Origin of the sequence: Azospirillum sp. HJ39 (genome assembly GCF_041507355.1) — a bacterium.
GTDB lineage: Bacteria > Pseudomonadota > Alphaproteobacteria > Azospirillales > Azospirillaceae > Azospirillum > Azospirillum thiophilum.
Genome location: NZ_CP167911.1, coordinates 2,567,982 through 2,594,125 on the forward strand (window position 1 = coordinate 2,567,982; position 26,144 = coordinate 2,594,125).

Consider the following 26,144-nt stretch of genomic DNA (forward strand, 5'->3'; position numbering starts at 1 on the left):
CATGAGCGACGGCCCGGATCTTCCGCCGACCGGGACGGGCGGCACACCGGACGGGCTGGCCGATGCCCGGGTGCTGATCGTCGACGACAACCGGATGAACCGGCACCTGCTGGTGGCGGTGCTGGAGCGCGGCGGCATCACCCTGATCGAACAGGCGGAGGACGGGCACGACGCCCTGGCCCGCATGGAGCGGTTCAAGCCGGACATCGTGCTGCTCGACCTGATGATGCCGCAGATGGACGGATTCGAGATGTGCCGGCAACTGCGCGCCGATCCGCGCTGGGCATCGCTGCCGGTGCTGGTGCAATCCAGCCTGAGCCGGGCTGAGGACCGCGCCCGCGCCTTCGCCGCCGGGGCGACCGACTATGTCACCAAGCCGATCAATGCCGTCGAACTGATGGCCCGTGTCCGCATCCAGCTCGTCAAGCGCGCCATGCTGCGCGACCTGGAGTGCTATCGCAGCCGGACCGAGGCGGAGCTGGGATTGGCCCGCGCCATGCAGGGGCGCCTGCTGCCCGGCCCCGAGCGGCTGGCCGCGCTGGAGGCGGCGACCGGCATTGCCATCCACGCCCATTTCGAGCCGTCTTCCGAACTGGGCGGCGATTTCTGGGGGATCGACCATCTGCCGGACGGCCGGATCGCCGTCTACTTGGTCGATTTCTCCGGCCATGGCGTCGGCGCCGCGCTGAACACCTTCCGGCTGGATGCCATTTGCCGCCAGATCGGCAGCACCGCCCTCGCCCCTGCGGAGTTCCTGTGCACCGTGAACCGCCGGCTGTGCGGCCTGCTGCCGATCGGGCAGTTCGCCACCATGCTGACCGGCCTGATCGACCCGGTGGCCGGTATCTTCCACTACGCCTCCGCCGGGTCGACGGCGCCGATGCTGTGGCTGCCCGGCGACGAGGCCCCGCGGCTGGGCGACGGCAGCGGCCTGCCGCTGGGCCTGCTGCCGTCGGCCACCTACGACAGCCGTCAATTGCCGATGCCGCCGGGCTCCCGCCTGTTCCTCTATTCCGACGCCGCCATCGAAATCCCGCTGGGCGGGGACACCCACGACGTGCTGGACGAGCACGGCCTCGCCCTGCTGCTCGCCCGCCGCCTGCATGATGGCGACAACGTCGATGACGGCGGCGGCGGCGGCGCCCGCCTGCTGTCCGGCCTGCTCGACGACCTGCATGCCACCGGCCCGATCGACGACGACCTGACCGCGCTGCTGCTGACCCGACGAGGTTGAGAAACCGCCAGCCCCAAAGCAAAAAGGCCGCCCCCGAAGGAGCGGCCTTTCGCGTTCGGCGGAAGCCGACCGATCAGCGCGAGTAGAACTCGATGACCAGGTTCGGTTCCATCTGGACCGGGTACGGCACGTCGGCCAGCAGCGGAGCGCGGACGAAGCGGCCCTTCAGCGCGCCGCCGTCGACTTCCAGATAATCGGGGACGTCACGCTCGCCCGAAGCGGCGGCTTCCAGCACCAGGGCCATCTGCTTGGACTTGGCGCGCACCTCGACGGTGTCGTTGTCCTTGATGCGGGCCGAGGCGACGTTCAGGCGACGGCCGTTGACCAGGATGTGGCCATGGTTGATCAGCTGACGGGCGGCGAACGGGGTCGGCGCGAACTTCATGCGGTAGACCACGGCGTCCAGACGGCGCTCCAGCAGGCCGATCAGGTTCTCGCCGGTGTCGCCCTTGCGGCGGACGGCCTCGGCATAGATGCGGCGGAACTGCTTCTCGCCGATGTTGCCGTAATAGCCCTTCAGCTTCTGCTTGGCCATCAGCTGCAGACCGTAGTCCGACGGCTTCTTGCGGCGCTGGCCGTGCTGGCCCGGGCCGTACTCGCGCTTGTTCAGCGGGCTCTTGGCGCGGCCCCACAGGTTGACGCCGAGGCGGCGGTCGATCTTGTACTTGGACTCTTGACGCTTGCTCATAGCTCTCAGGCCTCGTTGGACACGAGTTGATGTTGTCCCGGTAGGTCCGGCCGCCCTTGCAGGCGACGGACGGGGCGCAAAAGAGTGCGCGCGCCCGCGTTCCCAGGAGGTGAAGGCGCGCACAATACCCATTGGCGCTCCGGAGTCAAGCATTGCAAGGCCGGGCATTGCGAAGCCGGGCAACATGGCGGCGATGCGGCCCGGCGTCCGCTCCCTCTTGCGCGCGCCTGTGCTTTTGCGCTCCCCTTGCCGGCAACGGCATGACGGTGGGACGAAGGCGATGGAACGGGTGGATTGCGTGGTCGTCGGGGCGGGCGTGGTCGGGCTGGCGGTGGCGCGGCGGCTGGCGCGGGCCGGGCGCGAGGTGATCGTGCTGGAGGCGGCGGACGCCATCGGCACCGGCACCAGTTCGCGCAACTCGGAGGTCATCCATGCCGGCATCTACTACCCGACCGGCAGCCTGCGCGCCCGATTGTGCGTTCCCGGCCGCGACGCGCTCTACGACTATTGCGCCGCCCATGGGGTGGAGCACCGCCGCATCGGCAAGCTGATCGTGGCGACGGAAGAGGACCAGCTGCCGAAGCTGGCGGCGATCCGGGCCCAGGCCGCCGCCAACGGCGTCACCGACCTGGAGGAGATCGATGCGGCCACCGCAAGGGCGTGGGAGCCGAACCTGCGCACCGTCGGCGCGCTGCTGTCGCCGTCCACCGGGATCGTCGACAGCCACGGCCTGATGCTGGCCCTGCTGGGCGACGCCGAGGAGGCCGGGGCGATGCTCGCCCTGCTCAGCCCGCTGGAGCGCTCCCACCGCAGCGCGGACGGCTTCGAGCTGGAGGTCGGCGGGGCCGAGCCGATGCGGATCGCCTGCTCCACCCTGGTCAACGCCGCCGGGCTGGGCGCCTGGGCCGTCGCCCGCGGGCTGGAGGGGCTGGATGCCGCCCATGTGCCGCCGCGGGTGCTGGCCAAGGGCAATTACTATGCGCTGGCCGCCGGCCGCTCCCCCTTCTCGCGGCTGGTCTACCCGGTGCCGGTGGAGGGGGGACTGGGCGTCCACCTGACGCTCGACCTCGCCGGACAGGCCCGTTTCGGTCCCGATGTCGAATGGCTGGGCGACAGGACGGAGCCGGTCGACTACGCCGTCGATCCGGTGCGCGCCGACTCCTTCTACGGCGCGGTGCGCGCCTATTGGCCGGACCTGCCCGACGGGGCGCTAGTGCCGGCCTATTCCGGCGTGCGGCCGAAGCTGAGCGGCCCGGGACAGCCGCAGGCCGACTTCCTGATCCAGGAGCCGGATGCCCATGGCATCGAGGGGCTGGTCAACCTGTTCGGCATCGAATCGCCGGGCCTGACCTCCTGCCTCGCCATCGCCGACAGGGTGGCTTCGGATCTGGGCGAGCCCCCTGAAATCCTTAACCGTGGATGAGGCCTGCAAGATGCTTGATCGCGGCATCCCGCCTCCCAATCTATAGGCATGGCGGCGCCGGCATGTGCTGGGCCGCCGATCCGCCGGGCGCCGGAAACGGGCCCATCTCCCGCAACTCGCTCCCGTCGTGAGGAGGATGCGTCGTGACCACTCGCCTTTCGCTCTTCAACAGTCCGCTCCTGCTCGGGTTCGACCAGTTCGAGCGCACGCTCGACCGCATCGCCAAGAATTCGGCCGAAGGCTACCCGCCCTACAACATCGAGCAGATCGGCGACGACGGACTGCGCATCACGCTGGCCGTTGCCGGTTTCACCTCCGAGGACCTGTCGGTCCAGATCGAGGACAACCAGCTGGTCATCCGCGGCCGCCAGACCGATGACAAGTCGCGCATCTACCTGCATCGCGGCATCGCCGCGCGGCAGTTCCAGCGCAGCTTCGTGCTGGCCGAGGGGATCGAGGTGGTGGGCTGTTCGCTCGACAACGGGTTGCTGAACATCGACCTGACCCGCCCGATGCCGGAACCCAAGGTCCGCACCATCAAGATCGAGCAGCCGAAGAAGGCCGCCGGTGCCGCGCCCCGCACCATCGACGTGTCCGCCGACGGCAGGGACGGCTGAAACGACGACCGGATTCCGGCAGCCGGATTTTCATGCGCATTCCGTTCCCTGCACATCCCGTTCCCGATACTCTGCACGCGCGGCCGCCCATAAGGGGAGCCGCCGGGAGACCATGATGATGATCAACGACACCCACAGCCAGCTGCGCCAGCTGTCGCCCCAGGATTTCGCCGGCTTCGGCCTCGGCGACGTCGCCTATGTCCGCAGCGTCGAGGTGGACGGCACCCTCGCCTTCGCGATCCACGCCGCCGACGGCACGCCGCTGAGCGTCGTCGCCGAGCGCGACCTGGCCTTCGCCGCCATCGTGCAGAACGACATGGAACCGGTCAGCGTCCACTGACCGTTGCGGAACGGATGCGCCGGCGGCAGCCGGCGTGTCCGGCAGCAAGGGCAGTGGTTCACAAGCGCGAGTCGCTTGGCTGCCCGCTTCGATTTGTCGCTTTCGCGTCGCAGACAGCAGCATCTCGATCCTTGTCAGCCCTAACTCCTGTTGTAAGGTGCGCTCTGCGATAATCGTTGATGCAGACGTAAAAACGCATCGGGAGACGGCCGGGTGGATGGCGGGGAAAGCGATACCGCGGCAGAGGCAAGAACCGCGGCAGATACCGAAAAGCGTAAATCCTGGGACGACGAGGCCCGCGATTCGCTGCACATCCTGCCATTGTCGGCCATCCCGCTGGAAACTCCCGGTCTTCAGCATTCCCGGCTGATCAAGAACGTCCGGTTGCAGACCGTGGTGGAGATGTTCCGCGACGCCCAGACCGGCAGCGGCCAGGTGACCGCCCGCCACCTCCCCGCCTATTTCGAATCCCACAAGGACGAGATCGAACGCGATCTGGTGAAGCTGGAAAAGATCGGCGCCGCGTCCAGCTTCGACGTCTATTCCTCGCGCATCGAGCTGCGGCGGCTGAACATCGACGTCAACAGCGTCGAGTCGCTGACCCTGTCCGACCGCAAGAAGGCGGAACTGACCAACTACATGCGGGTCTTTACCCGCCCGCTGATGGAATATGTCTATGGCACGGAGGAGGTGCATGTCGCCGACGTCACCGACATCATCCAGCTGTTCGCCAATCCCAACCGGGACGAGGCGCTGCGCAACCTGCGCATGATGGCCGACCGGCTGGACATCGGCCTGAACGAAATCCCGCAGTTCCTGGAGGAGTATGGCGACATCTTCCTGTCGCTGGCCTATTTCCGCAAATGCCTGGACGAGATCGTGCCGGAGGTGCAGCGCTTCGTCACCTGGATGGGCGAGATCCGCAGCTCCGCCGAGGTGAAGCGCGATTCCCGCCAGATGCGCATGCTCGACGACATCGCCCGCGACCTGACCGACATCTCCACCTCCATCACCGGCCGGTTCGAGAGCTTCGACAACCGCTCCAAGGACTTCTGGAGCGACATCAACGCCGACACCTTCCGGACGATCCGCGAGCTGATCTCCTCCCACCACGTCACCATCGGCGGCGTGCTGTGCGGCCTGGCCGTGAAGATGGATTTGTGGAAACACCGCTTCGCCCGCGGCGGCGGCGGACCCAACCGCCGCATGGAATTCGTGAAGTCGGAGATCCTGCCCGGCCTGTCGCACATCAAGGCGCTGGAGCAATCGGCGCGGACGGGTCATCTATAAGGAGGCCGCCGCGGCATCACGGCCGCAGCGCCCGCATTTCCCCTAACCTCACCCCCCAAGCGACAGCAGCGTCTCCCCGACTCCGCCATCCAGCAGAGCCGTGGCGAGCAGCGTCAGGATGGGGATGACGAACATCAGCCCGATGAGCAGGCGGACGACCAGATCCTTGCGCCGGGCCGACCGGCACAACGGGCAATCGTCGGGTCCATGCCCGTAATCGGAGCCGCAGTAGGGGCAGGCTGTGGTGTCGACCATGGCGGGCAGGCTTTCGACGCGGGCCGTAGGCCCCTGGACGCGGTCATTCTGGACCCTCGCACCGCCCGATCGTCATGAAATGCCTGTCATCTCCGAAATTCCCGCCTCCAATGACGCCAATCCGGCGTTTCGCGGTCAGGCTGCCCGTTCCAGCGGCGTCAGGCCGGCGACGGTGCGGCGGAACTGTTCGGCGAAGCGGGCACGGTCGGCAACGGCCAGGGTGAAGGTCACATGCAGGCGGCCGCCGGGCCCCGGTTCTAGTCCACGCACGGCGGCGGGGACCGGCTCCAGCCCCGGCAGGGCGACGCGCAGCACGGTCCCCTCGGCCAGGCCGGCCCACAGCTCCGCCGGCAGGCCGCTGAGCTGCGCCCCGCCTTCGGAGGCATTGTCGACCGTGACCGGCACCTCGCGCCCGCCGCCCCCCAGCCCGCCCTCCGGCCCGATGCCCAGCCGGCCCGGGCGGTTCAGCGGATAGCGCGGCGCCGCCCGGCGGTTGACCTCCGGCGTCGCGGTGCGGATCGCCTCCACCAGGACACGGCGGAGCTGGTCGATGCTGGTCGCCACCCGGCCGGACAGGGCATTGACCTCGATGGCGCGTTCGCCGGTGGTCGTCGCCTCCTGGGAGACGGCGGCGATGCGGGTCGCCACCTCCTGCGCGGCGTTGGAGGTCTGGACGACGTTGCGGGCGATCTCGCCGGTCGCCGCCTCCTGTTCCTCGATGGCGGCAGCGACGTTGGCAGACACGCTTTCCACCCCGCGCACCCGCCCGGCGATGGCACGCACCGCCTCGACCGCCTCGGCGGTGGTGGCCTGGATGGCGGCGATCTGGCTTTCGATCTCCTCCGTCGCCTTGGCCGTCTGGCCGGCAAGCAGCTTCACCTCGCTGGCGACGACGGCGAAGCCCTTGCCGGCCTCCCCCGCCCGCGCCGCCTCGATGGTGGCGTTCAGTGCCAAGAGGTTGGTCTGGCCGGCGACGTCGTTGATCAGGCCGGTCACCTCGCCGATCCGGGTCACGGCATCGGACAGACGCTGGATCGTCTCCTCCGCCCGGGCCGATGCATCCACCGCCTCGCCGGTCATCGCGGTGGCGGTGGCGATCTGGCTGGCAATCTCGCGGATCGAGGCGCTGAGCTGTTCGGATGCGGCGGCCACCGTCTGGGCGTTGGACAGCGCCTGGGTCGCGGCGGCGGCGACGCTCTGGCTGTTGTCGCTGACCGCGCGGGCCGATTCGGCCATGCGGGTGGCGTTGCCGGCCATCTGGCCGGTCTGGCTGGCGACCACATCCACCGCATTGGACGCCTCGGTCTCCACCGTCTCGGCCATATGCTGCAGGGCGGCCTGTTTTTCGCGTTCGGACCGCTCGCGCTCCTCCTCGCGCAGCCGGCGCAGCCGTTCGGCCTCCTCCGCATTCTCCTTGAAGACACGGAGTGCCCGGGCCATCGCCCCGATCTCGTCGTTGCGGTCGGCGCCGGGGATCGCCACGGCGAGGTTGCCCTGGGCCAGGGTGCGCATCGCCACGGTGAGTTCGCCCACCGGCCGCACCACGCGCCGCCTTATGCCCAGCACGCCCAGCACCACCACCGCCAGCACCAGGGCCGAGACACCCCACACCGCGGTCAGGAACAGGCGTTCGCGGTCGGCGGCATAGACCTCGGTCTGGCTGTTGTAGCGGGTGGTGTCCTCGACGATCCGGTCGACGACGGCACGGTGGGCGGCGTAGGCATCGGCGATGATCTTGTAGGAGGCTCTCGCCGCAGCCTCGTCCTTGCGGGCCAGCGCCGGCAGGAAAACCGTCTCGACCTCCGTCCAGAAGCGCATCACCGGCGCGTGCGAGGTCCTGGTCAGCGTTTCCAGGATCGCCGGCTCGAAGCTCTCCTTCAGCCAATACTCATGCCGCTCGTCATAATCCTTGCGCAGTTGCGCCAGGCGCCCGCGCCGCTGGCCGGCCGACGCCGGATCGTTCATCGCCAGCGTCGCCTCCAGATAGGCTTCGATGACATATTCCGGAGGGGGCAGGATGTCGGCGATCACGTCCTTGCCCAGCACGATGCGCTGGTAGATCGGACCGCCCACCTTCAACTCACGGATCGCCAGCGCACCGGTGACGACGACCGCCAGGAAACCGAGCGTGACCACCACGCCGAACAGGTTGGTGAGCGCGGCGATCCTGAGAGTCTTCAGCATGATTGGCCCTTGCGCAGAGACGACGGCGAAGGGTTGCTTCTCAAATTGTCCCATTTGTGACAAGCAAAAAACTTGCTCGATTATCGGGTCGCAACGAAATGATGTTTCGCTAGGCGATTCGCCCCCAAATTGTGCAGTGTCTGCACGAGCCTCACCGGAAGCGGCAGGCTCAGGTCAGGATCTGGATGCCGATCCAGCCGCCCAGGGCGAGGATAACCAGCATCACCAGCAGCACCACGATCACGGCATTGGTGCGTCGGATCGACCGGCAGCGCGGACAGCCCTCCTCGGCGGCGGGGTAGCGGTGGTCGCAGCGGTCGCAGCGGACGGTCTGGTCCGTCATCGGTCGTCTCATGTCGGCAAGGAGAGGAGGCAGGCCGTCGGCCCGGCTGCATCCATAGCACAGCCGCCCTCAATCCGCATCGCCGCCAACTCGCAGATCCACTGCCCGCAAATCCTCTGCCCGCAATTCCGCCGCCTGCAGTCGGCGCGGGCTGTGGTCGAGCGGCTCCACCAGCGGGATTTCCGCCCCCTCGGGCGCGGCATGCAGGTCGCGGAAGCGGCGCGCGCTGACCAGCACCCGCGATTCCAGCGTGCCGACCGCACTGTTGTAGCAGCCGACCGCCTTGTCGAGCTGGCCGCCCAGCCGCTCCATATGGCCGCCCAGGTCGGACAGCCGCTTGTACAGCTCCGCCCCCAGCGCGCTGATCTCGCGGGCGTTGTCGGCCAGCCGCTCCTGCCGCCAGCCATAGGCGACGGCGCGCAGCAGGGCGATCAGCGTGGTCGGGGTGGCCAGGATGACACGGTGGTCGATGCCGGCCTCGATCAGCGCCGGGTCCTGCTCCAGCGCGGCGGAGAAGAAGTTCTCGCCGGGCAGGAACAGCACGACGAATTCCGGGCTGTCGTCGAACTGGTCCCAATAGCCCTTGGCGCCGAGTTGCTTCATGTGCTCGCGCACATGGCGGGCATGGCGGGCCATGCCGTCGCGTCGCGCCGTGTCGTCGGCAGCCTGGACGCCGTCCAGATAGCCTTCCAACGGCGTCTTGGCGTCGACCACGATGGTCTTGCCGCCGGGCAGCGTGACGATCAGGTCGGGGCGCAGCCTGCCGCCGCCCGGCCCGACGGCGCCACCCTCCACCGACGCCTGCTCGACGAAGTCGCAATGGTCGAGCATCCCCGCCATCTCGCAGACCCGGCGCAGCTGGATTTCGCCCCAGCGCCCGCGCGCAGCCGGGGTGCGGAGCGCACGGACGAGGTTGCCGGTTTCCGCCCGCAGCTGGCTCTGGGTCTCGACCAACGACAGCACCTGCTGCTTCAGCCCTTCATAGGCGCCGGCCCGCGTGCTCTCCAGGTCGCGGATCTGGCGGTCCATCGCCTCCAGCGACTGGCGCACCGGATCGACGATGGCGGCGATGGCGGTCTGGCGCTTGTCGAGGTCGCCCTTCGCCTGCTCCTGGAAGCCGGCCAGCGTCTCGCGCGCCAGATCGAGGAAGCTGCGGTTGTTGCGGTGCAGGGCTTCGGCCGACAGCGCCTTGAAGCTGTCGGTCAGCACCGTCTGCGCCCGTTCCAGCAGGGCCAACTTCTCGGCCGCCGCCGCCCGTTCGGCGTCCAGCCGGGTGGACAGCCGGGCATGGGTCTCGCGGGCGTCGGCGATCTCGCCATGCAGGCGGGCGATCTGGTGGTCGCGCGCCTCGATCTCCTCGCGCAGATCGTCCTCGGTCCGTTCGGCGAGATCCAGGCGGGTGGCGAACTCCGCATGCAGGGCGGCGGCAGCGGCTTCCGCACGGCCGGCAGCGGCGCGCAGCACCGCCCAGGCGATGGCACCCCCCAGCAGCAGGCCGGCCAGCAGCCCCACCGCCAGCGACGGCCCGTCCACCGCCATCCCGTTCACCGCGAACTGCGCCAACACCCGTTCCCCCACACCCAAATCGGGCACAGCCTATCGGAACGAAACGCGAATTGGAACAGGCCGCGAACGGACGTTCCCGGAGTGGCCAGGGGACCGCCGCTTGGCGATGGCCACGCCCGCGCTTTCTCCGCTTGCCCAACGGAGGATGCCGCGCCATATCGGAAGCCATGCCCGACGACAAGATCCTCAACGGCGGCACCGCCGACAGTACCCCTCCCTGCGCGCCCGACTGCGGCGGCCCCCGCGTCCGCGCCATTCCGCCCGGCGAGGACCGCGAGCGGCTGATGTGCCCCGACTGCGGCTACATCGCCTACCAGAACCCGCTGATCGTGGTGGGCGCGGTGGCGACCTGGGAGGATGGGCGCATCCTGCTGTGCCGCCGCGCCATCGAGCCGCGCAAGGGCTTCTGGACCCTGCCCGCCGGCTACATGGAGGAGCGCGAGAGCACCCGCGACGGCGCCGCCCGCGAGGCGTGGGAGGAGGCGCGCGCCCGCATCGCCATCGACCATCTGCTGGCGATCTACGACATTCCGCGCATCAGCCAGGTGCAGATGATCTTCCGCGCCCGCCTGCTGTCGCCGGAGGTCGAGCCCGGCCCGGAAAGCCTGGAGGTCGGCCTGTTCGCCTGGGAGGAGATTCCCTGGGCCGAGCTGGCCTTCCCAACCGTCGTCTGGGCCTTGCGGGAACATCGCGAGCGGCTGGGCCGCGACGACTGCGCTCCCGCGGTCAACCCCACCCCCGACGCGCTCGCCCGCTGGGACCGGATGCTTTAGCCGGACGGCGGAGCCCCTACCGCTCCGGCGCTTCCGCCGGAAACTTCGCCACCAGTTCGCGGTCCGCGCCGTCGCGGCGGACGGTCAGCGGCAGCCAGGTGCCGGGGGCCTGACGGCGGATGACGGCGACCAGATCGGCCGGCGCGCGCACCGGGTTCCCGGCGGCGGCCAGGATGCGGTCGCCGCTCCGCAGGCCCGCGGCCGCCGCCACGCTGCCGTCGCTGACCGCGCCCACCGAGATTCCGTCCGGACCGGGGTCGAGTTGCACGCCCAGCCGCGGGCGCGGCACCTCGGGCTCGGCGGTGGACGGCCCCAGGCCGAAGACGGCGTCGGCGATCCGGCCGTCCAGCTCGTCGCAATCGCGGTCGGCATCCCAGGGCAGCAGCACGGCGGTCCCAGCGATGCCGAGGTCGGACAGCTGGTGCGGCACGCCGTCGCCATGGGCGGCATGCCCCTCGCCCAGGATGGCGACCACCCCGCGGCCGGTGACGCGGCGGATCTCGGCGATCTTCTCCGCCATCGCGCGGTCCCAGACGCTCTGGGCCTCGATGAAGCGTGCGGCTGCATCGGTCGGGGTGCCGCCGTTGGCGGAGCCGGCCTGCGATGCCGGGCGATCGTGCGCGGCCAGCGTCTCGGTCAGCCGGCTGCGGTAGGCCTCCGACGGGCCGGCCGGCGTGCCGACGCCCTCGCGCTCCGCCTCGGGGATGGCGGCCCAGCCGTTGCGGGCGGTGCGGCCGATCAGCGACCGCTCGACGTTCAGCGCCACCACCGGCAGCCGGTGCAGCCGGGCGAACTGCAGGATCGGCAGGTAGAAGTTCGGGTCGAAGCCCCAGACCGTGCGCCAGTCGGTCTGTTTCAGGAACTCCGCCTCCGTCAGCTCCCCCGTCCCCCAGCGGTCGAGCACCGGCTGAAGCCGGCGCGGCAGCATCTCCATCCCGACGGCGAGATCGGGATTGAGCGCGTGCAGCCCGGCGAGCGTATGGAGCTGCCATCGGTGATGGTCAGGCCGGTCATGCTGTTCGCCCAGCAGGACCACCGGCGCCTCGGCCAGCCGGCGCAGCAGCGGCACCGGCTCCATCGCCGTCCCGGTGCCGTCGGCCCAGACGCCCGGCGGCACGCAGCCGATGCGCGCGGCGTCCTCCGCACGGGCGGCGGGAGCGCCCAAGGCCAGGGCCGCGAGGACCAGGGATGCGAGACGCATGCGCAAGATGGGAGCGGCGGAACGGACGGGCTGGCGCGGCAAGGCGACCTCCGGCGGTGCGGGGATTGCGCCAAGGTTGGGCCTGCACCGCCCGCCGTCAATGGACGCCACGGCGGATTGCGTCGTTCGGCCGCGTATCGAGGCCGACAGCACCGCATCGGCTTGGGTGCGGGCGGGATGCCGGCTGGCGGATGACAGGACCGGCGGCGACGGGTAGGATCGGCGGCAGGCGGTGGATTTGCGGCGGATGACCGGCCTTCGACGGCCGCATCCGGTTTCCCCGAGGCCGATCCCAGGGCGTCCGCTTCCCCCGCCGACCGCAATCATCCGTGAAGCGCAAGCCCCCATGCCGCACCGCAAGACCGTCATCCTCACCGGCGCCAGCCGGGGTATCGGACACGCCACCGTCAGCCGCTTCAGCAGCGAAGGCTGGCGCGTCATCTCCTGCTCGCGCGAGGATGTGCCGGCCCATTGCCGGCGCGATCCCAACTGGACCCACCATATCCCGACCGACCTGTCGGCCCCCGCCAGCCGCGCCGCCTTCGTGGAGGAGGCGAACAAGGCGCTGGACGGCGCGCCGCTGCATGCGCTGATCAACAATGCCGGCATCTCGCCGAAGACCCCGATCAAGGAGCGGCTGGGCTGCCTGAACGGCTCGATCGAGGGCTGGCACCGGGTGTTCGAGCTGAATTTCTTCGCCGCCCTGGTGCTGGCGCGCGGCTTCGCCGCCCCGCTGTCGCGGGCGAAGGGGGCGATCGTCAACGTGACCTCGATCGCCGGCCATTCGGTCCACCCCTTCGCCGGCTCGGCCTATTCGACCTCCAAGGCGGCATTGTCCGGCCTGACCCGCGAGATGGCGGTTGAGTTCGCCGAGATCGGCGTGCGCGTCAACGCCGTCGCCCCCGGCGAGATCGAGACGGCGATGACCGGCCCGGAATACGACGTGCTGATCCCGCGCATCCCGCTGAAGCGCATGGGCAAGCCGGAGGACGTCGCCGCGGTGATCTTCTACCTCTGCGGCCCGGATTCGTCCTACGTGACCGGGACGGAGACCTTCATCACCGGCGGGCAGCATCTGTTCTGACAAAGCTGCAGCCCCCTCCCCCATCCCTCCCCCGCTCTCGCGGGAGAGGGGGCTATGCGAGGCGGCAGTCCCCTCTCCCTCGAAGAGGGGGAGGGTTAGGGAGGGGGCACCATGGCCGCACCCCTCCCCAAAAGACCCCTACGCCCCGGCCCGCCAGGCGATCAGCCGCCGCGCCGCCTCGGCGATCGTCTCCTCCGCACCGGCGAAGCTGAAGCGGAGGAAGCGGCGGCCACGGGCGGGGTCGAAGTCGATGCCGGGGGTGCAGGCGATGCCCGTCTCCTCCAGGATCCGCTTCGCCAGCGCCTCGCTGTCGTCGGTCATGTCCGACACGTCGGCATAGATGTAGAAGGCGCCGTCGGCCGGGGCCATCCTGGTAAAGCCGGCCTTGGGCAGCTCCTCCAGCAGCAGCGCGCGGTTGCGGGCATAGCGGGCGACATGGCCGTCCAGCTCTTCCGTGCAGTCGAAGGCGGCGACCGCCGAGACCTGGCTCAGGGTGGGAGCGGAGATGAACAAATTCTGCGCCAGGCATTCGACCGAGCGCAGCAGATCGTCCGGCACGATCATCCAGCCGAGCCGCCAGCCGGTCATCGAGAAGTATTTGGAGAAGCTGTTGACGACCAGCGCCTCGTCGTTCACCTCGGCGGCGGTGACCGCGCCGGTGCCATAGGTCAGCCCGTGATAGATCTCGTCCGACACCATCCGCACGCCGTTGGCGCGGCACCAGTCGGATAGCGCGGTCAGCTCCTCCCGGCTCAGCATCGTGCCGGTCGGGTTGGCCGGGCTGGCGACGATCAGCCCCTGCACCGGCTCCTCCAGCGCCTCCAGCAGCTCGACCGTCGGCTGGAAGCGATGTTCCGGCCCGGTCGGCAGCTCCACCGGGACGACGCCGGCCGCGGTCAGGGTGTGGCGGTAGGCCGGATAGCTGGGCGAGGCCATCGCCACCCGGTCGCCGGGATCGAAGGCGGCCAGGAAGCCCAGTTGGAAGGCTCCGGAAGAGCCGGTGGTGACGACCACCCGCCGCTCCGGCACCTCGACGCCGTAGCGGTCCTTGTACCACCGGGCGATGGCCGCGCGCAGCGGCGGGATGCCCAGCGCCCCGGTATAGCCGAGCGGGTCGGTGCCCGCGACAGCGGCGGCGGCCGCTTCCGCCACGCCCTTCGGCGCGCCGGTGGACGGCTGGCCCACCTCCATATGAAGGACCTCGAGCCCGGCGGCCTCCCGCTCGGCGGCGGCGCGCATCACCTCCATCACGAAGAAGGGCGGGATCGCCCCCCGCTTGGAAACCTTGGGCTTCGGCATTGTGGGCTGCTTGCTCATGATCGTCCGTCTCTGAACCCTGTTGGCGCCCTGTCCGGGCGCATTCTCAGTTCCGCTCGCGTTCGCTCTCGACCGTCAGCGCCAGGCTGTTGGCGCGCGGGTCGGCCGCCGTCCGGCAATAGCGGATTCCATCCTCCGGCGACACCCGGCAGCCGACGAAGCTGACCCGCCCCGGAATGGATTGCGGCCGGGCGGCCTGGATCTGCGGGGCGGTCGATGTCTCGTCCAGCCCCGACGGCAGGGCCACCGACAGCAGCGCCGCCGGGCCGGCGGCCGGGCCGTCGTCGCCGTTGGCGGTGCCGACCCCGGCGAACAGGGTGCGGCCGACGATGGAGTTGGCGATCAGGGCGGGCGCGCCGAAGCCGCCGCGGTCGACCCCTTGCGCCACCAGCATGCCGGTGCCGGGAATGCCGCGGCCGGTGCCGAAGGGCGCACCCTGGGTGAAGGCGCAGGCCGCACCGTTCTCATAGGGATCGATCACCACCACCCCGGCGCCGGCCGCGGTGGCACCGGTGCCGACGGCGCCCAGAAGCTGGGCGGCGCGGGTGGCGCGCTCGGCCGGCGGCAGGCCGGCCACGGACTTCCAGGCCTGGATCAGGGCGGCGCCCGACTCCGGCCCGCCCACATCGGCGACATGCAGGTCGGTGATGTCGAAGGGAACCGTCAGCGTTCCGGCAATGCGCGGCTGGTAGGCGCGCAGCTGTGCCGGATCCAGCCCCATGCCCTGGGCGACCGTCGTGGCCAGCGGCCCGCTGTAGAAGGCGCCGACGCCCTGGCGGCGCAGGACCGACAGCGTCGCGGCCAGTTCCGGCTGGGCGGCGACCGTGCCGACCGCGGGGGTTCCGCCGGCCAGCAGGCGGCGCCGCGTGTCCGAATCGGCGGCCAGACGCCCGCCGAAGCTGCCGAGATCCTGCACCAGCGCCCGGCTGAGGCCGGGGGAGAACTGGGCCATCTGTTCCGCCGGGGCGACCACCTGCTCCCAGCGCATCACCCCGGCCGAGGCCTGGACGGCATACAGGCCGCGCAGCATGGACGGCATCGCCGCGCCGCCGGCCCCGGCCGGGCGCGGCAGGAAATCGATGGTGCGGGCCTGCTTCGCCGCGGCGTCGAACAGCACGCAGACGCCCCCGCCGGTCAGCCCGACGCGGGACGGCAGGCTGGCGGTCATCGCCAGCGCCATCGCCGCCACCGCGTCGCCGGCCCGTCCGCCCTGGGTGATGATGTCGCGCCCGATGCCGGCGGCATAGGGTTCGTCGGCGACGACGAAGCTCTGCACCGTCGCATCGGTCTTGAACTTGGTGTTGACGCAACCGGTCAGCAGTGATGCAGCTATGGCAACCGCGCCCAACCGTCGCCAGATTCCCAAGCGACTGTATCGCGGCCCGGAGTTCCGCCGGTCGTGCGCGGGGGTCCGTTGTTCCAAGCCGGAGGTCGTCACGGTGCGCAAGCCCAGCAGGCTGGTTTCGGTCGTCGCCATCTTGTCCGTATGTCTGGTGTCGCTGGTGTGGGGAGCGCCACCGGCGAGCGCGCAGCGCCGCGCGGAGATGCAGATCCTCGGCGACGCCGAGACGGACCATATCATCCGCAAGATGGCCCGGCCAATCTTCCAGGCGGCTGGCATCGATCCCGACTCGGTCCAGATCCTGCTGGTCAACGACTCCTCGGTGAATGCCTTCGTCGCCGGCGGCCAGAACATCTTCCTGCACACTGGCCTGCTGCTGACGGTCGACAACGCCGACCAACTGCTGGGCGTCATCGCCCACGAAACCGGCCACATCGCCGGCGGGCATCTGGTGCGCGGGACGGAGGCGATGGACAACGCTTTCCTGTCCTCGCTGCTCGGCATGGGGCTGGGCATCGTCGGCGGCCTGGCCTCCGGCAATGCCGGAGCGGGGGCGGCCGGCGTCATGCTGGGCCAGCATCTGGCCGAGCGGAACTATCTGTCCTTCTCGCGCACGCAGGAAGCCTCGGCGGATCAGGCCGGGCTGTCCTTCCTGGAGCAATCCGGCATCTCGGCCAAGGGAATGGAGGCCTTCCTGGAGAAGCTGGGCGTCGGCGAGCCGCTGATGAACGACCGCGATGCCGGCTATCGCATGACCCACCCGCTGACACGCGAGCGCATCGAGGCGGTGAAGGCCTTCGTCGCCCGGTCCCGCTATGCCGATGCCCCCCTGCCCGCCGCGACCGAGGCCGACCTGCGGCGCATCCAGGCCAAGCTGTACGGCTATCTCGACCCGCGCGGCGCCCTGCAGCGCTACAAGGCGAACGATCCGTCTCCGGCGGCACGCTACGGCCGCGCCTATGCCTATTTCCGTCAGGGCGACATCAGGCAGGCCTCGCCGCTGATCGACGGCCTGATCGCCCAGGAGCCGAAGAACCCCTACCTGCAGGAGATGAAGGGAGACCTGATGCTGCAGACCGGTCGCGCGCCGGATGCGGTGACCCCGTATCGAAAGGCCATAGAACTGGCTGGTTCTGAAGCCGGAACGATCCGCGTCTCCCTTGCCCATGCTCTGTTGGAGCAGCATGACCCCCGTCTGGCGGACGAGGCCCTGAAGAATTTGCAGATCGCCGCCAAGGGCAAGGCGCAGTCGGCCTTCCTGTGGCGGCTGACCGCCCAGGCCTGGAGCATGAAGAAGAACGACGGCATGGTCGCCTATGCCACGGCGGAGGAGGCGCTGGCCAGAGGCGACATGCCGATGGCCAAGGCGCAAGCGGAGCGGGCGGAGAAGATGCTGCCCGCCGGTTCGCCCGGCTGGCTGCGTGCCCAGGACATCCGCGGCCAGACCGGCGGTGCCGGCGGCGACAAACCACGCTGAGCGGGGCAACCGGAGCTGGGATGGCGGCAGGTCATATGACCAAAGCCTCCTTCCGGTCACGCAACGGTCACCGAACCTTCCCCGGCGCGTCATCGCGGCTTGCTATTCCGCGGACATCGGGCGCGTCCGGCTGCAAGGCAGGGCCGCCGTCTCGTCCACGGAGCAACAGCCCATGCCGTCCGCCCACCCGTCCTCATGGCGCCCGTCCCGCAGGCGCGGCGCCCTGCTCGTCTCCGCCGCGCTGCTGTCCGCCACCCTGGCCACGGCCCTGACCGGCGCCGCCCATGCCCAGGAACAGCAGGCGAAGCGCTATCCCGCCACGCTCGCCGGCCATGCCATGCTGCCGGCCGACACGCTGGTCCAGGCGCCGGCCGATGCCGGCCCGCTGTTCGCCACCGCCGGCAAGTTCACCAATGCCGACCGCAAGCGCGTCGACGCAGTGGGCACCATCCGTGCCACCTCCTTCGCGTCCGACCCCAAGGCCCCGCGCACGACCGAGATCATGCTGCCGGTGGCCGGGCAGGCGGTGCAGGGCTTCTCCGCGGTCGTTCCGCAGGGCAATGGGGAGTTCCTGGCGCTGACCGACAACGGGTTCGGCAGCAAGGTGAATTCGACCGATGCGCTTCTGATGGTCCATCGCGTCAAGCCCGACTGGCAGAGCGGTGCCCTGCAGCGGCTGGAGACGATCTTCCTGCGCGATCCCGACCGCAAGGTACCCTTCGCCATCGTCAACGAGAACAGCGCCGCCCGCTATCTGACCGGCGCCGATTTCGATCCGGAATCGCTGGTGGTCCAGAGCGACCGCCTGTTCATCGGCGACGAGTTCGGCCCCTATATCCTGGAGCTGAGCCGCGACGGCATCGTGCAGGCGGTGCATGAGACGATGGTCGACGGCAAGCCGGCCCGCTCCCCCGACCATTACCGCAACGGCATCCTGCCGCCGGTGCCCGGCGCGGTCGCCTTCGAGGTCCGCCGGTCCCGCGGCTTCGAGCCGATGGGTGCCTCGCCGGACGGCAAGACCCTCTACCCGTCGCTGGAAGGCCCGCTGTGGAACGCCGCTGCCAACGGCTTCGAGGGCAAGGACGGCCGCTATTACACCCGCATCCTGGAATTCGACGTCGCCAGCCGCAGCTATACCGGCCGGTCCTGGAAATACCGGCTGGAGGACAACGCCAACGTGGTGGCCGACATGGCGGCGATCGATGCCGGCAGCGCCCTGGTGATCGAGCGTGACGATGCCAGCGAAGGGGCGAAGACCCAGGCCTGCCAGGGCGAGGCCAAGCCCGATTGCTTCAACGCGCCGGCCGCCTTCAAGCGCATCTACAAGATCGACATCGCCGGGGCGGACGCCGACGGGTTCGTCCGCAAGGTCGGTTACATCGACCTGACCGACATCGCCGATCCCGACCGCAAGGCGCGCGCCGGACAGGCGCCGGAAGGCCGCTTCGTCATGCCCCATCTGGGGCCGGAGGGGGTGAACGTCGTCGATGCCGACCATATCGTCGTCGTCAACGACAACAACCTCCCCTATTCGACCGGCCGGAGCATCGGCAAGGCCGACGGCGACGAGATGGCGCTGCTCGCGGTCGGCGAGCTTCTGCGCGCCCGCTGAGTTCGGACGCGACTATCTGGCGCGGCGATCGGGCGGCAGCGATGCCCGGACATGCGCTTTGCGCTTGTCCGGGCACGATTGCCGGTCCAGTGTGGGCGGCCTTCGGCTCAATTTTCCCTTGCGTTTCGGAGACCGTCCCCATGCGCCCCGTCCTGCCGTTCCTGCGTTCCGCCCTGCGGGCCTCCCTGCTGGCATTGCCCGTCGCGGCATTGGCGCTGTCCGCCGCCGCCCCGGCGCGCGCGCAATCGGCAAGCTTCGACGGCAGCCAGAAGGCGGCCATCGAGAAGATCGTCCGCGATTACCTGATGGAGCATCCGGAGGTGATCCTGCAGGCCGTCGACGCCATGCAGGAACGCCAGAAGACGGCGGAAGCCGAACAGGCCCGCAAGGCGCTGGTCGAGAACCGGGCGGAGCTTACCCGCAGCCCGGCCGACCCGGTGGCCGGCAACCCGCAGGGCGACATCACGGTGGTCGAGTTCTTCGACTATCAGTGCGGCTACTGCAAGGCGGTGCAGGCCGATACCGAGGCGCTGATCAAGAGCGATCCCAAGCTGCGCTTCGTGCTGAAGGAATTCCCGATCCTCGGCCCGGCATCGCTGGTCGCGTCCAAGGCGGCGCTGGCGGCGCGCGCCCAGGGCAAATACATGGAACTCCACAACGCCCTGATGGCCCAGCGCGGCCAGCTGGACGATGCCGTGATCATGCGCCTCGCCAAGTCGGTCGGGCTCGACACCGACCGGCTGAAGAAGGATATGGAGTCGCCGGACGTGCTGAAGGTGATCGCCGCCAACCAGGCGCTGGCCGAGAAGCTCAACATCCGCGGCACCCCGGCCTTCGTCTTCGGCGACGAGCTGGTGCCCGGCGCCATCAAGCTGGACGACATGAAGCGGCTGACCGATGCCGCCCGCGCCAAGGGTTGAGGCGGATCGTTCGATGACCGGAATAAATAGGGGACCGGAATGACTGCGGGAACGGCGCCGTCAATCGTCGTGTTCGACATCGGGCAGGTGCTGATCGAATGGGATCCGCGGCATCTCTACCGCGAGCTGTTCGACGGCTATGAAGACCTGATGGAGGATTTCCTCGAGCGGGTCTGTACCCCCGCCTGGAACCTGGAACAGGATCGCGGCCGCCCCTGGAGCGAGGCGGTCGCACAATTGGCCGCCGAGCATCCGGACTGCGCCGAGTTGATCCGCGCCTATGACGACATGTGGGAACGCATGGTCCCCGGCCCGATCCCCGGCACCCCGGAGATCCTGGCGGAGCTGAAGGCGCGCGGTGTCCCCGTCTATGCCATCACCAACTTTTCCGCCGACAAGTTCGACCTGACCTGCAGGCGCTTCGACTTCCTCAACGGCTTCGACGGCATCATCGTTTCGGGTCGGGAACGGCTGGTGAAGCCCGATCCGGCGATCTTCCACCTGCTGACGGATCGTTACGGACTGGAAGCGAACCGCTGCTTCTTCATCGACGACAATCCCGACAATGTCGAATCGGCCAAGTCGGTCGGCATGTCGGCCCACCTGTTCCTCGGCGCCGAAGCGCTGCGGCGCGACCTGGAGGCGGTGGGGCTGCTGTAGGCTCTCCCCACCGGCCGATCTCACTCCCGCACGATCACTCCGCCGTCGCCTCGCGGTCGGTGGCGGAGTTGAAGGCGTAGGTCTTCCAGGTCGGCTCGTAGCTGTCGTCGGCCTGGTTTCCCCACACCGACCAGTTGGGACGGGCGCCGCGGGCGAACATCTCCAGGAAGGGGCCGGGGCTGCAGGCCTCGATCAGCTCATACTGCTCGTCGGGCTTGCGGCTGTGCTCGCGCTTGCGGCTCTCGATCAGGTTGACCTGGGTGCGTCCGGGGGGAAGCGTACGCGCCTTCTTGCCGCGCACGCCGAACAGGATCAGTTCGGTGACGTTGCGGAAATAGAAGCCGACGCCGCGCCCGTCCGACCCGCCATCCTTGCGCACCTTGTGCCAGATCAGGTTGGTCTTGTACTCGAATCCCCAGCTGCGCATGACCTGCAGCCCTTCCGGCAGCAGGGCGTTGGGAACCCAGAGATAGAGGTGCGCCGTGGGAGCGACGATGTCGGCGACCGGCAGGGCGCAGATGTCCTCCACCGTCATGGTGCCGTAGCGGGAGAGGCGGCGATGCTCCGGCGCCATCTTGCCGGTGCGGTTGACGAAGCGCCAGGGCGGATCCGCCATCACCGTGGCGAAGCGCCGGTCGCCGGCGAAAGCCACCAGATCCCGCACCGGATCCGATGCCGCCGCCACCGTCTTGCTGTCGCCCATCGCTGCCTCGAAATCCTGAACAAACCCGGTACTGGGAGGGGTGCAAACTCGCACGGAGGGACAGCGCCGTCAATCCGGTCTGACTGCCTCGCCGACGCTGTTACAGGCGCCGGCCCGACGGTTGGCGGTCACTCGTCTTCCGCCGCCTCGGCCAGGACACGCAGGGCGGCACGGTCGGCCACGCTCACGCTCAGCCCCTGCGTTTCCACCCCCGACGGACGCAGCTTGGCAAGCGCACGCGACAGGGTTTCCGGCTGCATGCCCAGGCGGCGTGCGATCAGCGCCTTGTCGAAGGGGAGTTGGAACTGCGCCGGCCCGTCGCCCGGCGGGCAGACGCGCAGCAGGAAGGCGGCGACCCGCTGCGGCGCCGGCTGGACCTGGAGCTGTTCGATCTGCGTCACCAGATGGCGCAGGCGGACCGACAGCGATCCCAGCATGCCGAAGGCGATGCGGTCATCCTCGCGCAGGCAGCGGGCGAAGCCGTCGGCGGTCAGGGTCATGATCCGGCCGTCGGTTACCGCTTCCGCGCAGACCGGGAATTTTCCGTCGGCGAACATCGCGGCTTCGGCGAAGCTCTCCGCCGGGCCGATGACATGGACCACCGCCTCCGCCCCGTCGCGGGTCAGGCGGAACAGCTTCACCCAGCCGTCGAGCAGCACGAAGAAGCGGTCGGCCGGCTCGTCCTGGAGGAACAGGGTGGTGCCGCGCGTCACCGGCCGGACGATCGCCACCCCGCCCAACAGGGCGACCGCCCGGTCGGACAGCTTGGCGAACAGCGGGATGGCGCGCAGTGCGGCCGCATCCTCCGCCGACAGGTTGCTGTGGTTGATGGTCATGACGGCTTCGCTTCCCCGACCGTTGAGGCGCCATCGCCAGCAGCGCCATGGCAGACGGTACCACGGCTGACGGCAGCATGGCGGCGGCGCTGCCCTGCCGGTGCCGAGGAAAGGCGGGAGAAACGCCGGCCGCCCCCGAAAGGGGCGGCGCATGGACTTTGGGCGTAAGATAGGAAATTAGGGAGCGGAAGACACACGCAACCTGCAGCCGGGCCGAACCAGGACACGGCCGGATCACTCACGAGCCAGGACCGCAAAAGACAAGAACGCACGGCGCCCCCAGTAAAGGAGGCACCGTGCGATAGAGATCCGGATTTTCACCGGGGAACCCAACACCAAACGGCATCAGGCTCCAGACCATCTGTAAGCCAGCGGAGCCAGCCGGCGGGGCGCAGGTTCAATCGAACATGCGCCAACCGACCGAGGCCCGGGAATCCCGGACCTTAGAGGTACTCGACCTTGCCCGCTTCCGGACCCTTCTGGCCCTGACGAACGGTGACGCGCACCTGATCGCCTTCCTGAAGGGTCTGCATGCCCGAACGGCGCAGCACGTTGACGTGGACGAAAACGTCCTTGCCACCGGTGCTGGGCGTGATGAAGCCAAAGCCCTTGTCGGCATTGAACCACTTCACGGTGCCGTCGACTTCTTCGCCGCCGCTGCTGCCGCCGGCATCGTAGCCGCCGCGGTCGAAACCGCCACGGTCGAAGCCGCCGGCCCGCGGACGGGCCGAACGCTGAGCGGTCGACGCATCGACCGTGTGGATGGAGGCGACCTGCGGACCCTTCGGCCCACGGGCCAGGTCACAGGTGATGGTGGTGCCTTCGTCCAGCGCGTCGTAGCCGGCGGCCTGAACCGCAGAGACGTGCAGGAAGGCATCGGGCGAACCGTCCTCAGGCGACACGAAGCCGAACCCCTTGGTGGGGTTGAACCACTTCACGGTGGCGGTGACATTGGACTTGGTGATCTCGGGAGCGCGGAAGCCCTGGCGGGGCGGGCGGTCGAACATGTGTCTTCAAGCTCATAGAGTGTGCCGAAAGTCTTTTGTCACAGGGTTCCGGTCCCAGGTCAAGCCTTCCAAAGGCAAGATGACCAAATCGCCGCTAATTGCCCCATCCCCGGCTCACGCTTGGTGCCCCGGTGGAAAGGAAACGGCACCGAAGTGCCGCCCACCCGCCACCGCCCGGCACCCGCCTGCCCCTCCGCGATGCGACTCGGGAGAGTTTTGCACGCCTGCCGCGAGACTGCCGGTCAACCGGCCGCCGGGTACAACACCGGATAGTCTGTATAGCCGTGGGAATCGCCGCCATAGAAGGTCGCCTGGTCGGGCTCCGCCAACGGAGCGTCGATGCGCAGCCGCTCCACCAGGTCGGGATTGGCGATGAAGGGGCGGCCGAACGCCACCATGTCGGCATGGCCGCCGGCGATCGCCTCGATCGCCATGGCGCGGGTATAGACGTTGTTGGCCATGTAGCGCCCGGTGTAGAGCCCGCGCAGGTCGGCCAGCAGGCCGCCGAATCCGGGATGCGGGCCGCGGGTCACCCCCTCGATCATGTGCAGGTAGGCGAGGCCGTACCCGTTCAGCCGCCGGATCACCGGGGCGAAGGTGCCGGCCGGGTCGCTCTCCTGCGCGTCGTTGGACGGGCTGAGCGGCGACAGGCGGATGCCGACGCGGTCGGCCCCGGCCTCCGCCACCACGGCGTCCAGCACCTCGAACAGGAAGCGGGCGCGGTTCTCGACCGATCCGCCATAGGCATCGGTGCGCGTGTTGGTGCCGTCACGCAGGAACTGGTCGATCAGGTAGCCGTTGGCGGCATGCACCTCCACCAGGTCGAATCCGGCGGCCAGCGCGTTGCGGGTGGCCTTGCGGTAATCCTCGACGATGCCCGGCAGTTCGGACAGGTCGAGCGCGCGCGGGGCCGGGATGTCCTTGAAGCCGTCCGGCGTGAAGGCCTTGACGTTCGGCTTCACCGCCGACGGAGCCACCGGCAGGGCGCCGCCCGGCTGCAGGTCGGGGTGGGAGATGCGCCCGACATGCCAGAGCTGCAGGCAGATATGCCCGCCCTTGGCATGGACCGCGTCGGTGACCAGCTTCCAGCCCGCCACCTGCTCGTCGCTGTGGATGCCGGGGGTGTAGGCATAGCCCTTGCCCTGCGGCGAGATCTGCGTCGCCTCGGCGATGATCAGGCCGGCGCCGGCGCGCTGGGCGTAATACTCGGCATTCATCGCGGTCGGAACGCCGGTGGCGTTGTCGGTGCGGCTGCGCGTCAGCGGCGCCATGGCGATGCGGTTCGGCAGGCTGTAGCTGCCGATGTCTACCGGCTGGAACAGGGGGGCCGCGTCCTGGCTCTCGGTCATGTCCGATCCATTCTGATGGTTGGAAGCTGGGAGAAGAGTGTGGCGCGGCGCCGGCAACCGGCAAGGCGCCCGCATGCCGCAGCGCCCAAACGGGCAGCATGGCTGCCATACCGCCACTCCCGCCATGCCGGGACCTTTCCGCCCGCCCGACGGTTATTCCCGACAGTTCCGCTCACCCAACCCATGGAAATCGCCGATGCAGCAGCGCTGGCCCGACCGACTGTGGATCGTCCGCCATGGCGAAAGCGCCGGGAACGTCGCCCGCGACGCCGCGCAAACCGCCGGACTGCCCCGGATCGACATCGTCGAACGCGACGTCGACGTGCCGCTCAGCCCGCTCGGCGAGCGGCAGTCCGACGCGCTCGGGCGCTGGTTCGCCGCCATGGCCGAGGAGGAGCGGCCGGACGTGGTCCTCACCTCCCCCTACCGGCGGGCGATGAGCACGGCGGAGCGGCTGCACCGGATGGGAGGCCTGCCGGTCGCCCCGGCCGATTTCGTCATCGACGAGCGGCTGCGCGAGAAGGAGTTCGGCGTGCTCGACCGGCTGACCCGCCATGGCATCGAGGCAGAGTTCCCCGACCAGGCCGAGTTCCGCCGCCTGCTCGGCAAGTTCTACCACCGCCCGCCGGGGGGCGAGAGCTGGTGCGACGTGATCCTGCGGCTGCGCAGCGCGCTCGACACCGTCAGCCTGCACCATGGCGGCCGGCGGGTGCTGATCGTCGGGCATCAGGTCGTGGTGCTGTGCCTGCGCTACCTGCTGGAGAACCTGACGGAGGACGGAATCCTGGCCATCGACGCCGAGGGCGACGTCGCCAACTGCTCGGTCACCGAATACCGGTTCGACCCCGGGGCCGGGGCGCGCGGCGGGCTGCTGCTGCACCGCTACAATGTCGTCGCCCCGCTGGAGGAGGCCGGCGCCGCCGTCACCGCCGAGCCGGACGCCGCCATCGCCGCACGTTGAATACCGCAACGGGAAGGCCGCAAGTCGAGGAGACACCGATTGGACGCACCGGAGGAGACCGCCGTCACGCCCGGCCTGCTGCGCGGGATGCCCCTGCCCCAGCCGGACGGCGACGGCGACAAGGAAAGCCGCGGCCGGGTGCTGGTGGTGGCCGGCAGCGTCGGCGTGCCGGGCGGCGCCCTGCTGGCCGGGCTTGGCGCACTGAGGTCGGGTGCCGGCAAGCTGCAGATCGCCACCGTGGCCGGCATCGCCCCGCATCTGGGGCTCGCCTTGCCGGAGGCGCTGGTCGTCGGGCTGCCGGAAACGCCGGACGGGGGGATCGCCGCCTCGTCGGCGGTGATGCTGGCCGACCGCGCCTCCCGCTGCGAGACCGTGCTGATCGGTCCCGGCATGGTGGAGGAAGCGGCGACGGCGACCCTGGTCGCCGACCTGCTGGCCCGGCTCGGCCCGGCTGCGGAGGGAGGCCCGCGTTTCGTGCTGGATGCCGCCGCGTTGGCCGGGCTGGCGCGGGATCCCGCCCCGCTGCACCGGCACGAGGGCCGGCTGGTCGTCACCCCGCATGCCGGGGAGATGGCCGGCCTGCTCGGCTGCGGGCGGAGCGAGGTCGATGCCGACCCGCTGGACTGCGCAAGGAGGGCGGCGGCGCGGCTGAAGGCGGTGGTGGCGCTCAAGGGAAGCTGCACCCGCATCGTCTCGCCCGACGGCCGGGCCTGGGCCTATCGCGACGGCACGGTCGGGCTCGCCACCTCCGGCTCAGGCGACACGCTGGCCGGGATCGTCGCCGGACTGCTGGCCCGCGGCGCCGGTCCGGAGCAGGCCGCCATCTGGGGCGTCTACCTGCATGGCGAGGCCGGCAACCGCCTCAGCCGCCGGATCGGCCCGCTCGGCTTCCTCGCCCGCGAGCTGCTGGCCGAAATTCCGGCGGCGATGGCCGCCCTGGCGGAGGGCGGAACGGGCTGACC

26 protein-coding genes are annotated in these 26,144 nt (G+C 69.7%); 14 read left to right on the forward strand and 12 right to left on the reverse strand.

Annotated features, from left to right (window positions below):
* Nucleotide 1 precedes the first annotated feature (1 nt).
* The gene (locus tag ABMY26_RS25575) at nucleotides 2–1,234 is read left to right on the forward strand and encodes a PP2C family protein-serine/threonine phosphatase (protein WP_372397386.1); all 1,233 of its coding nucleotides are present in this window, start codon (nucleotides 2–4) and stop codon (nucleotides 1,232–1,234) included.
* Nucleotides 1,235–1,307: 73 nt separating this feature from the next.
* Here ABMY26_RS25575 and rpsD read toward each other — a convergent pair whose 3' ends face one another.
* Nucleotides 1,308–1,922, reverse strand: coding sequence for a 30S ribosomal protein S4 (gene rpsD, locus ABMY26_RS25580; protein ID WP_045580911.1), 615 nt, complete (start codon nucleotides 1,920–1,922; stop codon nucleotides 1,308–1,310).
* A 280-nt stretch (nucleotides 1,923–2,202) separates the two neighbouring features.
* Between rpsD and ABMY26_RS25585 the strand changes: the two genes are divergently transcribed.
* From ABMY26_RS25585 to ABMY26_RS25600, 4 genes are all read left to right on the forward strand, one after another.
* Complete coding sequence (locus ABMY26_RS25585) at nucleotides 2,203–3,345, forward strand: NAD(P)/FAD-dependent oxidoreductase (protein WP_372397387.1); 1,143 nt, start codon at nucleotides 2,203–2,205, stop codon at nucleotides 3,343–3,345.
* Between the two features lie 143 nt (nucleotides 3,346–3,488).
* Complete coding sequence (locus tag ABMY26_RS25590; RefSeq protein WP_045580913.1) at nucleotides 3,489–3,962, forward strand: Hsp20 family protein; 474 nt, start codon at nucleotides 3,489–3,491, stop codon at nucleotides 3,960–3,962.
* 112 nt (nucleotides 3,963–4,074) lie between these two features.
* Nucleotides 4,075–4,302: a DUF1150 family protein gene (locus ABMY26_RS25595; protein WP_372397388.1), complete on the forward strand. Its 228-nt coding sequence runs from the start codon at nucleotides 4,075–4,077 to the stop codon at nucleotides 4,300–4,302.
* Nucleotides 4,303–4,515: 213 nt separating this feature from the next.
* Nucleotides 4,516–5,592, forward strand: coding sequence for a hypothetical protein (locus ABMY26_RS25600; RefSeq protein ID WP_372397389.1), 1,077 nt, complete (start codon nucleotides 4,516–4,518; stop codon nucleotides 5,590–5,592).
* Nucleotides 5,593–5,640: 48 nt separating this feature from the next.
* Here ABMY26_RS25600 and ABMY26_RS25605 read toward each other — a convergent pair whose 3' ends face one another.
* From ABMY26_RS25605 to ABMY26_RS25620, 4 genes are all read right to left on the reverse strand, one after another.
* Nucleotides 5,641–5,847, reverse strand: a complete 207-nt coding sequence (locus ABMY26_RS25605) for a hypothetical protein (protein ID WP_245636617.1) — start codon at nucleotides 5,845–5,847, stop codon at nucleotides 5,641–5,643.
* Nucleotides 5,848–5,982: 135 nt separating this feature from the next.
* Nucleotides 5,983–8,031: a methyl-accepting chemotaxis protein gene (locus ABMY26_RS25610; protein WP_372397390.1), complete on the reverse strand. Its 2,049-nt coding sequence runs from the start codon at nucleotides 8,029–8,031 to the stop codon at nucleotides 5,983–5,985.
* Nucleotides 8,032–8,200: 169 nt separating this feature from the next.
* Nucleotides 8,201–8,374, reverse strand: coding sequence for a hypothetical protein (locus ABMY26_RS25615; RefSeq protein ID WP_372397391.1), 174 nt, complete (start codon nucleotides 8,372–8,374; stop codon nucleotides 8,201–8,203).
* Between the two features lie 69 nt (nucleotides 8,375–8,443).
* On the reverse strand, nucleotides 8,444–9,937 hold the full coding sequence (locus tag ABMY26_RS25620) for a DNA recombination protein RmuC (protein ID WP_372397392.1): 1,494 nt from the start codon (nucleotides 9,935–9,937) through the stop codon (nucleotides 8,444–8,446).
* Nucleotides 9,938–10,107: 170 nt separating this feature from the next.
* Here ABMY26_RS25620 and ABMY26_RS25625 point away from each other — a divergent pair, with 170 nt between their 5' ends.
* Complete coding sequence (locus tag ABMY26_RS25625; RefSeq protein ID WP_372397393.1) at nucleotides 10,108–10,713, forward strand: NUDIX hydrolase; 606 nt, start codon at nucleotides 10,108–10,110, stop codon at nucleotides 10,711–10,713.
* A gap of 16 nt (nucleotides 10,714–10,729) precedes the next feature.
* Here the strand turns inward: ABMY26_RS25625 and ABMY26_RS25630 are convergent, their stop codons facing one another.
* Entirely contained in the window at nucleotides 10,730–11,914 is a 1,185-nt protein-coding gene (locus ABMY26_RS25630; RefSeq protein ID WP_372397394.1) for a ChaN family lipoprotein, read from the reverse strand.
* Between ABMY26_RS25630 and ABMY26_RS25635 the strand changes: the two genes are divergently transcribed.
* Complete coding sequence (locus tag ABMY26_RS25635) at nucleotides 11,913–12,131, forward strand: hypothetical protein (protein ID WP_372397395.1); 219 nt, start codon at nucleotides 11,913–11,915, stop codon at nucleotides 12,129–12,131. The genes ABMY26_RS25630 and ABMY26_RS25635 overlap by 2 nt on opposite strands.
* 129 nt (nucleotides 12,132–12,260) lie before the next feature.
* Nucleotides 12,261–12,998, forward strand: a complete 738-nt coding sequence (locus ABMY26_RS25640) for an SDR family NAD(P)-dependent oxidoreductase (RefSeq protein WP_372397396.1) — start codon at nucleotides 12,261–12,263, stop codon at nucleotides 12,996–12,998.
* Between the two features lie 138 nt (nucleotides 12,999–13,136).
* Here ABMY26_RS25640 and ABMY26_RS25645 read toward each other — a convergent pair whose 3' ends face one another.
* Together ABMY26_RS25645 and ABMY26_RS25650 are read right to left on the reverse strand one after the other, a co-directional pair.
* Nucleotides 13,137–14,315, reverse strand: coding sequence for a pyridoxal phosphate-dependent aminotransferase (locus ABMY26_RS25645; protein WP_372397397.1), 1,179 nt, complete (start codon nucleotides 14,313–14,315; stop codon nucleotides 13,137–13,139).
* Nucleotides 14,316–14,361: 46 nt separating this feature from the next.
* Nucleotides 14,362–15,663: a gamma-glutamyltransferase gene (locus tag ABMY26_RS25650; RefSeq protein WP_372397398.1), complete on the reverse strand. Its 1,302-nt coding sequence runs from the start codon at nucleotides 15,661–15,663 to the stop codon at nucleotides 14,362–14,364.
* Nucleotides 15,664–15,754: 91 nt separating this feature from the next.
* Between ABMY26_RS25650 and ABMY26_RS25655 the strand changes: the two genes are divergently transcribed.
* The 4 genes from ABMY26_RS25655 to ABMY26_RS25670 all read left to right on the forward strand — a co-directional run bounded on the left by ABMY26_RS25655 (nucleotide 15,755) and on the right by ABMY26_RS25670 (nucleotide 20,326).
* On the forward strand, nucleotides 15,755–17,134 hold the full coding sequence (locus ABMY26_RS25655) for a M48 family metalloprotease (protein ID WP_372397399.1): 1,380 nt from the start codon (nucleotides 15,755–15,757) through the stop codon (nucleotides 17,132–17,134).
* A gap of 172 nt (nucleotides 17,135–17,306) precedes the next feature.
* Nucleotides 17,307–18,746: an esterase-like activity of phytase family protein gene (locus ABMY26_RS25660; protein WP_372397400.1), complete on the forward strand. Its 1,440-nt coding sequence runs from the start codon at nucleotides 17,307–17,309 to the stop codon at nucleotides 18,744–18,746.
* A gap of 140 nt (nucleotides 18,747–18,886) precedes the next feature.
* On the forward strand, nucleotides 18,887–19,666 hold the full coding sequence (locus ABMY26_RS25665; protein ID WP_372397401.1) for a DsbA family protein: 780 nt from the start codon (nucleotides 18,887–18,889) through the stop codon (nucleotides 19,664–19,666).
* A gap of 39 nt (nucleotides 19,667–19,705) precedes the next feature.
* Nucleotides 19,706–20,326 (forward strand): HAD family hydrolase, encoded by a 621-nt coding sequence (locus tag ABMY26_RS25670; protein WP_372397402.1) that lies wholly within the window; start codon nucleotides 19,706–19,708, stop codon nucleotides 20,324–20,326.
* Nucleotides 20,327–20,360: 34 nt separating this feature from the next.
* On the opposite strand, the gene ABMY26_RS25675 is transcribed toward ABMY26_RS25670, so the two are convergent.
* The 4 genes from ABMY26_RS25675 to ABMY26_RS25690 all read right to left on the reverse strand — a co-directional run bounded on the left by ABMY26_RS25675 (nucleotide 20,361) and on the right by ABMY26_RS25690 (nucleotide 24,221).
* Complete coding sequence (locus ABMY26_RS25675; protein ID WP_045580924.1) at nucleotides 20,361–21,029, reverse strand: MT-A70 family methyltransferase; 669 nt, start codon at nucleotides 21,027–21,029, stop codon at nucleotides 20,361–20,363.
* Between the two features lie 128 nt (nucleotides 21,030–21,157).
* Nucleotides 21,158–21,865 (reverse strand): Crp/Fnr family transcriptional regulator, encoded by a 708-nt coding sequence (locus ABMY26_RS25680; RefSeq protein WP_372397403.1) that lies wholly within the window; start codon nucleotides 21,863–21,865, stop codon nucleotides 21,158–21,160.
* A gap of 443 nt (nucleotides 21,866–22,308) precedes the next feature.
* Complete coding sequence (locus ABMY26_RS25685; RefSeq protein ID WP_372397404.1) at nucleotides 22,309–22,872, reverse strand: cold-shock protein; 564 nt, start codon at nucleotides 22,870–22,872, stop codon at nucleotides 22,309–22,311.
* 242 nt (nucleotides 22,873–23,114) lie between these two features.
* Nucleotides 23,115–24,221, reverse strand: a complete 1,107-nt coding sequence (locus ABMY26_RS25690; protein WP_372397405.1) for an alkene reductase — start codon at nucleotides 24,219–24,221, stop codon at nucleotides 23,115–23,117.
* A 196-nt stretch (nucleotides 24,222–24,417) separates the two neighbouring features.
* On the opposite strand from ABMY26_RS25690, the gene ABMY26_RS25695 reads away from it, so the two are divergent.
* Nucleotides 24,418–25,182, forward strand: a complete 765-nt coding sequence (locus ABMY26_RS25695) for a histidine phosphatase family protein (RefSeq protein ID WP_372397406.1) — start codon at nucleotides 24,418–24,420, stop codon at nucleotides 25,180–25,182.
* A gap of 39 nt (nucleotides 25,183–25,221) precedes the next feature.
* Nucleotides 25,222–26,142 (forward strand): NAD(P)H-hydrate dehydratase, encoded by a 921-nt coding sequence (locus tag ABMY26_RS25700; RefSeq protein WP_372397407.1) that lies wholly within the window; start codon nucleotides 25,222–25,224, stop codon nucleotides 26,140–26,142.
* The last annotated feature ends 2 nt before the right edge of the window (nucleotides 26,143–26,144 follow it).